Origin of the sequence: Corallococcus aberystwythensis (assembly GCF_003612165.1) — a bacterium.
Taxonomy (GTDB): domain Bacteria; phylum Myxococcota; class Myxococcia; order Myxococcales; family Myxococcaceae; genus Corallococcus; species Corallococcus aberystwythensis.
In genome coordinates this window covers 1-10,191 of sequence record NZ_RAWK01000320.1, presented here as the reverse complement: position 1 = coordinate 10,191, position 10,191 = coordinate 1, and the positions used below count along the sequence as shown (strand labels likewise).

6 protein-coding genes are annotated in these 10,191 nt (G+C 67.9%); 3 read left to right on the top strand and 3 right to left on the bottom strand.

From position 1 onward, the window contains the following. Positions 1-1,770, top strand: a 1,770-nt coding sequence (locus D7W81_RS35890) for a glycoside hydrolase family 43 protein (RefSeq protein WP_120559886.1), incomplete at its 5' end; no start/stop codon positions are given. 69 nt (positions 1,771-1,839) lie between these two features. Here D7W81_RS35890 and D7W81_RS35885 read toward each other — a convergent pair. Both D7W81_RS35885 and D7W81_RS43855 read right to left on the bottom strand, forming a co-directional pair. Then, on the bottom strand, positions 1,840-2,274 hold the full coding sequence (locus tag D7W81_RS35885) for a DUF3592 domain-containing protein (protein ID WP_120559884.1): 435 nt from the start codon (positions 2,272-2,274) through the stop codon (positions 1,840-1,842). Positions 2,275-2,281: 7 nt separating this feature from the next. Beyond that, the gene (locus tag D7W81_RS43855; protein ID WP_279637931.1) at positions 2,282-2,590 is read right to left on the bottom strand and encodes a PadR family transcriptional regulator; all 309 of its coding nucleotides are present in this window, start codon (positions 2,588-2,590) and stop codon (positions 2,282-2,284) included. Between the two features lie 430 nt (positions 2,591-3,020). Here D7W81_RS43855 and D7W81_RS35875 point away from each other — a divergent pair, with 430 nt between their 5' ends. Further along, entirely contained in the window at positions 3,021-6,743 is a 3,723-nt protein-coding gene (locus D7W81_RS35875; RefSeq protein WP_244227673.1) for an ELWxxDGT repeat protein, read from the top strand. A 246-nt stretch (positions 6,744-6,989) separates the two neighbouring features. Continuing rightward, on the top strand, positions 6,990-8,432 hold the full coding sequence (locus D7W81_RS35870; protein WP_147445747.1) for a hypothetical protein: 1,443 nt from the start codon (positions 6,990-6,992) through the stop codon (positions 8,430-8,432). A gap of 177 nt (positions 8,433-8,609) precedes the next feature. Here the strand turns inward: D7W81_RS35870 and D7W81_RS35865 are convergent, their stop codons facing one another. After that, the gene (locus D7W81_RS35865) at positions 8,610-9,047 is read right to left on the bottom strand and encodes a hypothetical protein (RefSeq protein WP_120559882.1); all 438 of its coding nucleotides are present in this window, start codon (positions 9,045-9,047) and stop codon (positions 8,610-8,612) included. Positions 9,048-10,191: the final 1,144 nt, after the last annotated feature.

Sequence of the window (10,191 nt, the reverse complement as noted above, 5' to 3'; positions counted from 1 at the left end):
CCTCCTCCTCCCCCGCCTCCTCCGCCGCCCGGGCCAGTCACGAAGAACTTCACCAACCCCTTGCAGATCGCGGCCCCTGGTGGTGGGCATGTCGAGACATGCGCTGATCCCACGATCATCCGCGGCCAGCAGGAGGGCGACACGGGCTGGTACATGTACTGTACGACCGATCCCCTCAACGATCAGGACAAGGACTCGGCGGGCCGCTACAGACGGCACCTGATCCCCACCCTCCAGTCCTATGATCTGGTGAGCTGGACCTACGTCGGAGACGCGTTCTCGGCGCCCCCGGCCTGGGCAAGGCCGGAGACGGCGCTCTGGGCGCCTGAAATCACCTTCTTCGGGGGTAAATACTATTTGTATTACACGGTGGTGGACACGGTGGCCGGTGGCAGCGCCATTGGCGTGGCCACCAGCACCAGCCCGATGGGTCCCTGGACCCACGCCGACCAGGCCACCGTGGAGCCCCACGATGCGCCCTGCTGCAAGGGCGAGCGCCGGTGGGTGTTTGATCCCGAGGTGCTCATCGCCGCCGACGGCAACAAGTATATCTATTACGGGAGCTATTTCGGTGGCATCTCCGTGCGCCAACTCTCGGAGGATGGCCTGACTTCCGCTGTCGCCTCGCAGGTGGAGGTCACCATCCCCAACCGTTACGAGGCCGCCAACATCATCAAACACGGGGACTATTACTATCTGCTCGGCTCCTCGACCAACTGCTGCAATGGCCCGCTCAGCGGCTACAGCGTGTTCGCAGGGCGCTCCCTGAGTCCGTTGGGTCCTTTCGTGGATCGCGAGGGCGTCCCTCTGACCGCCGCCCGCGTGGGTGGCACCCCAGTGCTCAGCCTCAATGGCAACCGCTGGGTGGGCCCGGGCCACAACACGTTCCTCACGGACCTGGGCGGCCAGGACTGGATTCTCTATCACGCCATCGACACGGCGAACCCCTACATGGCTCCGACAGAGAATGGCGATCTGCTCCCCAGGCGCCCGGTGTTGATGGATGCGCTGGACTGGGTAGACGAATGGCCCGTGGTGCGCGGCGGCCAGGGGCCCTCGGACACCGAGCAGCCCGCGCCAGCGGCCGAGGCGGAGGACACGAAGAGCCGCTACACGATGGTGCTGGCGAAGCAGGACGAGCCCGGGGCGCTCCTCCCCGCGGCCTCGGATGAGTTCACCGGCTCGGTGCTCGGCGGGCAATGGAACTGGGAGCGCCCGCCTCCTCCGTCCGACTTCGGGCTGGAGGATGGCACCTTCCGCTTCAACACCCAGGGGGCCGACCTCTTCGAGGATGTCGACAACGCCTCCATCCTCTGGGAGCAGGCCCCCACCGGAAACTACCTGGTCGAGACGAAGCTCAAGATGAACCTGCCTCCGGAGGGCTGCTGCCAGAACTACGTCCAGGCGGGCCTCGTCATCCACAGCGACGAGGACAACTACGTGAAGCTCGTTCAGTTCTCGTATTGGGATACGCGCCAGGTCGCCTTCGCCAAGGAAGTGGGCCCGGGCGTGCCCGCGCGCTACCCGCGCTACGGAGAGACCGCGGGAGGCCCCGCCGATGAGACGCTGTGGCTGCGGGTGGCCCGGCGCATCGTGGGGCAGGAGGAGTCCTTCACCGCGTACTCCAGCCGGGACGGCAGCTACTGGAGCCGCGCGGGGACGTGGACGCACAAGCTGGGGACAGGGGCGCGCATTGGCCTGGTGTCCCAGGCGGGAGCTGGCTTCGTCGCCCACTTCGACCATGTCCGCGTCTATGAACTGAAGGACTGACCCGCCACCGCGCGCGAGCGGCGAGCTCCCCCCACGTGGGGGCTCGCTTCTCGATGGGGCTGTGTCGATTCACATCACAGGGCCCTGGCTGGCTGAGTAGGAGTGCAGCGCGACGAGGACGCCAAGGAGCGAGAAGCCCACGAGCAATGCCGCCACGAGCAGGAAGCGCTGATGCGAGAGGCCCCCGCCCAGGGTCATGTAATGTTGGGGCGCGTCCGCCAGGTAGAGGACCTCCACGGAAGAGCCTGGGCGCCGCTCCATGGCCGTCGAGGCTGGCTCGGTGAAGACGCCTTGGCGCTCCGGTCCCTCCGCGGGCTGGAAGGCATAATAGATCCAGTTCTCGGTGCCTGACCGCCGCTTGACGAAGGTCACCTGCCCCTGGATGCGCAGCCCCTGCTGCTCCAGCCGCACGGTCACGCGGCGGGAGCGGGCGAGGAGGGACAGGATGATGGCGGGGAGTCCCACGAAGCCCGCCAGGAGGCCGAGCAGATCCTCGAAGCTCATGGTGCCCTCATGATGGCGGCTGGGAGGAGAACGAATCAATCCCAGCGGAGGTGGCCTCCCCGGGGTTTCGTCGCCGCGCGACCAGCCCCTGGACGGAGGCCCCGAGCACCCAGCCCAGCGCGACCAGTCCAGAGAGCAGCCCCACCGAGTCTCCAATGCGCGCGTAGAGCGTGGACACCCGGCCCACCAGCCGCTCCTCCGCCATCCGCTCCAACGTCGGGTACAGGTTGCCGTAGCTCTCCTGCCAGAAATGCCCCACCGACCGCTCGATGGTGCTTCGCAGGTCGTACCCACTCATCGGCTCCCGGCACAGCATCCCCAGGATGGCGAACCGACAGGTGCTCTCCCTCGCTATGACTGCCTCCTCCAGCCCGACATATCAGACTGATATATCGGGCCGACAGCCCCGCGAAGCGCGTCCGCGGGGGGGCGAGGGCTCCAGCAGGCGGCCCGGCTACGAACACGCCCCAGCCCGAGTCCGGAGTGACGCCCCCCCCCGAAGCCACCTCGTTGGGCAGCGCAATCCCAGACGCGTTGACGGAATACGGCTGCCACTCCGACAACCCCGGCAACCTGGAATATTGATTCGTCTTCTTCGGACGTACGTTCCATTGACTCACGGTTCAGCACGGGCCGTGCTCCTGGCTGGGATTGACGGCGCACACCTCCGCCGGGGATTGTGCGTTCGCGGTGGTTCAACTCGACGCGCTCCACTCTGGACGCCGTTCCCACCCTGAAGAGGAAACATGTTCCACGATGTGAAGGCCCGCGCTCGCGGCGTGTGGCTGCTCGCGCTCATGCTGAGCTGCGCGCCGCAAGAGCGGGAAGACGAAGTCTCTGGTGCCGCGCTCAGGACGGTGGTCCAGCGCGCCGCCACGGGTGAGCAGCTCGAGCTGGTGGACCTTCGCCCCGACGACCTGGGCTCCGAGCCCACGGCGCTCGCGGCGTTCAACGGCACCGTGTACTTCGCCGCCAGCCAGGACAGCACCGGCGCGGAGCTGTGGAAGAGCGACGGCACGGAGGCGGGGACGGTGCTCGTCAAGGACCTCGCCGCGGGGACCCAGGGCGCAAACCCCCGGGGCTTCCTCCAGGTGAACGGCACGATCTTCTTCGTGGCCAACGGCCTCTGGAAGACGGACGGAACGCCGGCGGGGACCGTTCAACTGCTCTCCGGCACGCCCCAGGCCGGCACCGGTCAGAACCTGCTCGTCGCCATGGGCGGGGCGGTCTACTTCGTGGCGCAGGACTCGAGCGGCCAGCTCGCGCTGTGGCGCAGCGACGGCACGCCCGCCGGGACCGTGGCGCTGAAGACGCTCGGCTCCTTTGCGCAGGACCCCTGGCTGACCGTGGTGGGCCAGACGGTCTACTTCACCTTCCCCGACCCCACCGTGGGCCAGGAACTCTGGAAGACCAACGGCACCGCCGCGGGCACCGTCCGGGTGAAGGACATCTATCCCGGCAGTGAAGGCTCCCGGCCGAAGAACCTCGTCGCGATGAATGGCACGCTCTACTTCGCGGCCGAGGACGGCACCAACGGTGAGGAGCTGTGGCGCAGCGACGGCACCGCGGCGGGGACGTATTGCGTGAAGGACATCTACCTGGGCCAGAACGTCGGCGCGAAGCCGGAGTTCCTCACCGTGGTCAATGGTACGCTCTTGTTTGTCATCGGCGGGAACACCAACCAGACGGGACTCTGGAGGAGCAACGGGACGGCCGCGGGCACCACGCAGGTCGCCAACATCAGCTCACTCATCCGGCCTCCGTTCTTCACGGTGGTCGGCTCGACACTCTACTTCGCCATGTTCGCGAACACCGGTGTCGGCTACCAGCTCTGGAAGAGCGATGGCACGCAGGCCGGCACGGGGCCCGTGCGGGATTTCGTCGGGAGCTCCGCCTGGCCTGTCCTCGCGAACTTCGCGAACGTGGACGGGGTGCTCCACTTCGTCTTCAACGGCACCCAGGGCAGCGAGTTGTGGAAGACGGACGGAACAGCGGCGGGCTCGGTGATGATCCGCCGCTTCACCCCCGTGCCGGCCGACAGCGCCGTCACGTCCATCATCTCCCAGGGTGGAACGCTCTATTTCGCCGCCAATGACGGAGTGCACGGCAGAGAGCTGTGGAAGAGCGACGGCACGGACGCAGGGACCACGCTCGTGCGCAACATCCAGACCCACGGCGCCAGCTCCGCCCCCAACTACCTCACGGACGTGAGTGGGGCGCTCTTCCTGGTGTCCAATGACGGCCTCAACGGCTTCCAGCTCTACAAGAGCAACGGCACCGCGGCGGGGACGGCGCGTGTCAAATACCTGCCGTATGGCAATCCATCGCTGCTCGCCGCGGTGGGCTCCACCCTCTATTTCTCGGGGAGCGAGACCAACAACGGCCCGGAGTTGTGGAAGAGCGACGGCACGGAGGCCGGCACCCTGATGGTGAAGGACATCTGGCCGGGCACCGGCAGATCGTCTCCCTGGCTGATGCGCGACGTGGGGGGCACGCTCTACTTCGCGGCGCGCGACAACCTCACGGGGGAGGAACTGTGGAGGAGTGACGGCACGGAAGCCGGCACGGTGCGCGTGAAGGACATCGCCCCCGGCAGCCGTGATTCCTGGATCAATCCCGGTCCCCCGTTGGGAGCGACAGGGACTTTCCTGCTCTCCGCCGATGATGGTGTGAATGGCGGCGAGCTGTGGAAGAGCGACGGCACGGAAGCCGGCACGGTGCTGGTGAAGAACATCCGGTCTGGGGCCAACAACAGCTACATCACCTTCCGGACGACCCTGAACGGATGGGCCTACTTCACGGCGGATGACGGCTCTGGCTCTGAACTGTGGAAGAGCGACGGGACGGAAGCGGGCACCACGCGGGTCAAGGACGTCTGGCCGGGCTCGAACCCGGGTGTCTTCTCGGCGGTCGAGATGGGCGGCGCCCTCTACCTCTCGGGCAACGACGGACAGTCCGGCACGGAGCTGTGGAAGAGCGACGGGACGACCGCGGGCACGGTGCGGCTCAAGGACCTCCAGTCGGGCAGCGCGAGCGGCTCTCCGATGTTCCTCACCCCGATGAATGGGGTGCTGTACTTCACGGCGGAAGATGGCACCACGGGCCGCGAGCTGTGGAAGAGCGACGGCACGGCGGCGGGCACGGTGCGGATCAAGGACATCCGCCCGGGCGCGCTCGGCTCGGGGCCCACGTCGCTCATCGCGCTGAATGGCGTGCTCTACTTCGTGGCCGACGACGGCGTCTCCGGCGCGGAGGTGTGGAAGAGCGACGGCACGGCGGCGGGCACGGTGCGGGTGACGGAGTTGCTGCCGGGCACGGCCTCCGCGTCGCCGGAGTCACTGCTCATCTCGGACGGGCGGCTCTATTTCCTGGCGGATGACTTCATCCACGGCAAGGAGCTCTGGGTGCTGACGCCCCCGGGCCGGCCGGATGTCGTTCCGCCCCAGGTGACCTGCCCGGGGCCGGTGGTGGCCGAGGCCACGAGCGCGTCGGGGGCGCACGTCGCGTATCCGGCGGCGCAGGCGACGGACGACGTCACTGCGTCTCCGGGCGTGAGCTACAGCCGCGCGAGCGGCGGCCTCTTCGGCCTGGGCGAGACACGTGTCACCGCGACGGCCACGGACGATGCGGGCAACGCGGCCACCTGCCAGTTCACCGTGACGGTGCGGGACACCACCGCGCCCGCGCTCACCTGTCCCCAGGACGTGACGGTGGTGGCGGCCAGCGCCGCAGGCGCCACGGTGGCCTATCCGGCGGCCTCCGCCACCGACGCGGTGTCGGCCGTCACGGTGAGCTACTTGCCCGCGTCCGGGAGCCTGTTCCCCGTGGGCCAGACGCTGACGGTGGTGGACGCCCAGGACGCAGATGGAAATACCTCCACGTGCGGCTTCCACGTCACCGTACAGGAGCCGCCGGCCGATGCGCTGACCATCACGATGTGCAACCTGCCGCGCTACACGCAGGAGACCACCCTCATGGCCTGCGGCTGGACCACGCCCCGCCCCGGCGGCGCGTCCATCACCCAGGCCTCCTTCACGGTGGACGGGGGCCTGCCCATCCCCGTGACGCCGGACCTCAGCGGAGGGTTTGTCCTCACCTTCCTCGACCTGGCGGAAGGCACCCATGTCGTGGAGCTGGCCGCCACCGATGCGAGCGGTGCCTTCACGCGAAAGCAGATGACGGTGACGGTGGACCTCACGCCGCCCGTCGTCACCCTCGTCTCGCCTGGGGAGGATGAGACGCTCTCCAGTCCCCTGGTGGCCGTCACCTCCTCCATCCAGGACGCCACGCCCACGCGCGTGACGACCCAGTGGATGGAAACCAGCATGGTGGACAGCGGCACGGGCACGGTCACCCACACGGTGGATCTGGTCAACTGGGGCTTCGTCCCGCTGATGGTGACCGCCACCGATGCGGCGGGAAACCAGACGCAGGTCGTGAAGCAGGTCTACATCGGGACCGCGAACTGAAAGCGGCGGGTCGGGGCCTGATGTCTCCGGCATCAGGTCCCCGGCTCCAGCCACACCCGAACACGTCCGATGCCTGGCTTTGTCCGGGAATACATAGACTTTTCCCATCCCGGTTTCCCCCTGTCAGCGGGACGCATTCCGCGCTAAAGTATTGCGTGCGTGTCCGCTCGTGCCCACAGGGGCATTCCGAGCGGACCCACCTGCCACCGGGCCGGCGGAGGCGGTCGCATCCCGTGGGAGGGATTCATGCAGACATTGTCGTGGAGGGGCTGGAGGCTCGTGGGCCTCCTGGTGCTCGGGTTGGGCCTCACGCATTGCAGCTCGAAGCCGCAGGAGCCGCTGGACGCGGGCACGCAGGAGCCCTCCGACGCGGGGACTCCCGACCAGACGCTGCTCCAGGACGCGCTGTTGATGGACGTGGACGTCCACCAGCGCTTCCTGGTCGCCAGCGCGTTCGACGCGGGCACGCTCGTGCAGGAGTTGGCGACAGGAATCACCGGGCCCATCGCGCCCCTGGCCCAGTCCGCCCGGTTCACGCGCGAGGGTGACCTGCTGTTGCTCCAGGGCGCCCCGAAGAACGACCGGGTCACCTTCTGGGTCTGGCGCCCCGGCCAACCCCAGGCCCGTGAGCTTGGCCAGCACTGGCAACAGCTCGTCCTGAACGAGGGCGCCCGGCGCTACCTCGCCTGGAGCGAACGGACTCCGGAAGAAACCATCGCCGTGCGCATGATGCCCGTGGACACATGCACGGCCGAGGCGTGCCCGGTCCGCACGCTGTTCCGCATCGAGGAGGACACCAGCTACCCCATCGCGGTGCTCTTCGCGGGGGACCGCTTCCTCTGGGTGACGAAGAAGGAGCGGGTCTGGCGCGTGGACCTGGAGTCCGGCGACGTCCGGCTCCTGGCCACGTCCGCCTTCGGGTTGCACTTCTCCCCCTCGCGCGACCGCTTCCTGGAGACGACGCCGGGGCAGCCCCTTCGGGTGCGCGACTCCGCCACGGAGGCCCTGCTGTGGGAGGCGTCCTTGAAGGAAGGCCAGGTGTCCTCCGCGTACTTCTTCGACGAGGACGCTGTTCTGGCCAACGTCACCACCGCTCAGGGGTCCGAAAGCGATCCTCCGAAGCGGGAGTCCTTCGTGTGCACGTCCGGCGGCTGCGAGTGGGTGGTGACCGGCCAGTGCGATCCATTCCCCGGTGTACCGGCGCTGTTCAGGTGCCTGCGCCGCAACGACCCGTCTTCATCCGACACCCTGCTGGTGTGGCCCCTGGAGCAGCGGAGCACCCAACTCGCGGGCCTCTCCTCCAGGGCCTTCGTGAGTGACGACGGCGGCACGGTGGTGTGGGAAACGGGAGCGCCCTTGTCGCCGGGCCTGGCCCTGAACTGGGAGGGGACGCAGCCCTCACAGCCCCTGCTTCTCCCGGAGCCGTATGCCCCCACGAATGACGGCTTCTTCCTCCAGGACCCGGTCCGCTTCGCTTTCTTCCTCGTCCGGAAAGGGGTGGACGGCGCCCGGGAGACGGTCCTGAGCACCTGGGATGGGCAGACCCTGCAGGAGGTGATGCCCGCCGGAGGCGCGGAGGTGCGCCTTGGCGCCCGCCTGCGCCGCGCGCCGGACGCCATCTATGCGACGGTCTGCCAGGAGTACGGCGACGCGAACGATTGCGAAGTCCGGCGCCTGCGCTTGCCTTGAGCGGCCGCCGGGCGAGAGGCCCGGTAAAGGGGGGCACGTGACGGCCTCACGTTGGGGCGGCTATTAGAGTGCCCCCCTTGGACCAAACAGCGCAGGAAGGTCCAAGTGCTCCAGAAGGGCACGCACCCCATCGGGTGCCAGATGCTACGTGGACCGGATGGGCGGCATCCCCGGGCCCTATGCGGTGGGCCTGGCGAGCGTGAACGGATCGGGGACGACGGCGCGGATCGCCGCGGCGAGCTTGGAATCGAGCTCCGACCGCTCGGCGCCCTCGAACACCTGCAAGGCGCTGCGCAGCCTCGTGTAGAGTCGAATGAAGTAGAACAGGCTCGTACCATTGAAATTCATGCCGGGGCGGCAGCCATTCATCGTGTGTGCGTGGGCCCGCATGGGCTCGAAGAACGACATCGCGGTCGCCAGTTCGAAGCACTTCTCCACGTCGCGTTTGGGATGCAGCGCGGCGAGCAGGAGCAGCATCGCGACCGGATCGTCGCTCGCCATCCAGGCGGCCCCGACCGCCGCGGGCTCGAAGCCGAGGTCCTGCCGCAATGACCAATCGCGGGCGCGGCTGTGCACCTCGGCCATCATGTCGGTGAGCGTGCGCGGCGGCGTCATGCGACGATGATACGCGATGTCGAAGCTGTCGCAGGTCCGTGTGCGGGCAACCCCGCGGGAGACAACGGGAGAATTGCGCTCGCTGGGGCAGCTCTCCCTCTTCGAGTAGCGAGTCGACGACCACGAGCCGCTCTGCTCCGCACTCACTTCTAGCCGGCTCACGACGGCTCGACTCGCGATCCTCGACGGATTCATCCGGGCCGTGAATCAGGAGGCGGCAGCCCCCGCGTCAGCAGTGCCCGCATCCGCGACACCCGAGTCAGCGGCACCAGCGTCCGAAGTGCCCGCGTCCGAAGTGCCCGCGTCCGAAGTGCCTGCGTCAGGCTCGCGCACCGACTTCTTCGCGCAGGTCCCTTTGCATTCATACCCCCGGCACCTGAGCGGGGTGCAACCATTGCCGAAGAGCTCGCAGCCCTCCGGCGGGTCACACGTGGGGCCGCCCGTACAGCTCCCTGTACATTCGACGACCACTTGCGCCGCGGCCATGGGCGCCACCGGCTCACCGGAAACGGTTTGCGACGTGACCGCGGGCTCTGCCTGGAATCGCCTGGACGAAATCCGCTTCCCATCCACGTGCCGCTCCGTGATCGGGCCCAGGGGCGTCAGCTTCACGCCCTCGAGACTTCGCGCGACCTCGGGCTCGGTCAGGTCGACATTCCTGCAATTCGTCTCCGACTGCTGTGTCTGCGCCTCTGTTCCGTGAGGCGCGCCCCGCTCGTCTCCACAGCCGAACAGCGCGGCGACCATCAATCCGGCGACCCATCCCCGGATGCATGCATTCGTTGGACGCTTCATGTGTCGATGCTCCTCGAAGTGAAGACGCGCACCTATAAAACGGCTTTTACGCGTTATCAATCGGGGCACCGTCGTCCGCCTCCGCCCCTGATGACGGGACACATCAGCCCGTGACGGCAGTCACCAGGTCCTGACTGGGGAACGGAGGCCGCGCCACTTACGACCCCAGTGGAATCAATGGGTTGGGCGCCCAACGGAGCTTCGGAGGGCCTGGCACGCCCGCTGCTATGGGTGGACTCAACGCTGAACGCGGTCCCCACCCTCTTCTTCCGAAACGAGCTCCCCCATGAAGCTCTCCTCCGCTCGCGGCCCCTCCACCAGCGCCATCCGCCGTCCCCCCGCGCAGGAC

Bases quoted from the DNA above. Each gene is read 5' to 3' on its own strand.
- D7W81_RS35885 (WP_120559884.1), bottom strand. From the start codon at position 2,274: ATGAGCTTCGAGGATCTGCTCGGCCTCCTGGCGGGCTTCGTGGGACTC.
- D7W81_RS43855 (WP_279637931.1), bottom strand. From the start codon at position 2,590: ATGCTGTGCCGGGAGCCGATGAGTGGGTACGACCTGCGAAGCACCATC.
- D7W81_RS35875 (WP_244227673.1), top strand. From the start codon at position 3,021: ATGTTCCACGATGTGAAGGCCCGCGCTCGCGGCGTGTGGCTGCTCGCG.
- D7W81_RS35870 (WP_147445747.1), top strand. From the start codon at position 6,990: ATGCAGACATTGTCGTGGAGGGGCTGGAGGCTCGTGGGCCTCCTGGTG.
- D7W81_RS35865 (WP_120559882.1), bottom strand. From the start codon at position 9,047: ATGACGCCGCCGCGCACGCTCACCGACATGATGGCCGAGGTGCACAGC.